This is a genomic window from Sphaerotilus sulfidivorans, from assembly GCF_013426975.1.
GTDB lineage: Bacteria > Pseudomonadota > Gammaproteobacteria > Burkholderiales > Burkholderiaceae_C > Sphaerotilus > Sphaerotilus sulfidivorans.
In genome coordinates this window covers 1-417 of sequence record NZ_JACCPY010000100.1, presented here as the reverse complement: position 1 = coordinate 417, position 417 = coordinate 1, and the positions used below count along the sequence as shown (strand labels likewise).

The following is a 417-nucleotide window of genomic DNA, read 5'->3' as shown; positions in this document are numbered from 1 at the left end:
CCGACATCATCGGTAACGAGGGTGGTGACCGAGCCCTTGTTCGGATCCGCCGCGATGGCCTCGAAGCCACCACCGGTGATCTCGCCGACCGAGATGGTGATGCTTTCCGAGCCCTCGGCCAGCGCGTCGTCGATCGTGCTCAGGTCGAAGGTCGTGCGGGTCTGACCCGCAGGAATGGTGACCGAGGTGACGGCGGTGTAGTCCGAGCCATCAGTGGCGGTGCCGGAGTAGGTGAGCTTGATGGTGACGTCGGTCGCGGCCGGCTGGCTCAGGCTGACGGTGTAGCCGGTCGCGGTCTGACCTTCGACGACGGACGCAGGCCCCGCGATCGAGACCAGACAGGTGTCCTCGGCGCCCGGCGTGCCGCCGCCCGGGCCTCCGACATCATCGGTAACGAGGGTGGTGACCGAACCCTTG

At 67.4% G+C, this 417-nt stretch carries 1 protein-coding gene; it reads right to left on the bottom strand.

Annotated features, from left to right (window positions below; translation table 11 throughout):
* Positions 1-417 (bottom strand): immunoglobulin-like domain-containing protein (locus HZU84_RS20115; RefSeq protein ID WP_180693132.1); only part of this gene is annotated, 417 nt, incomplete at both ends.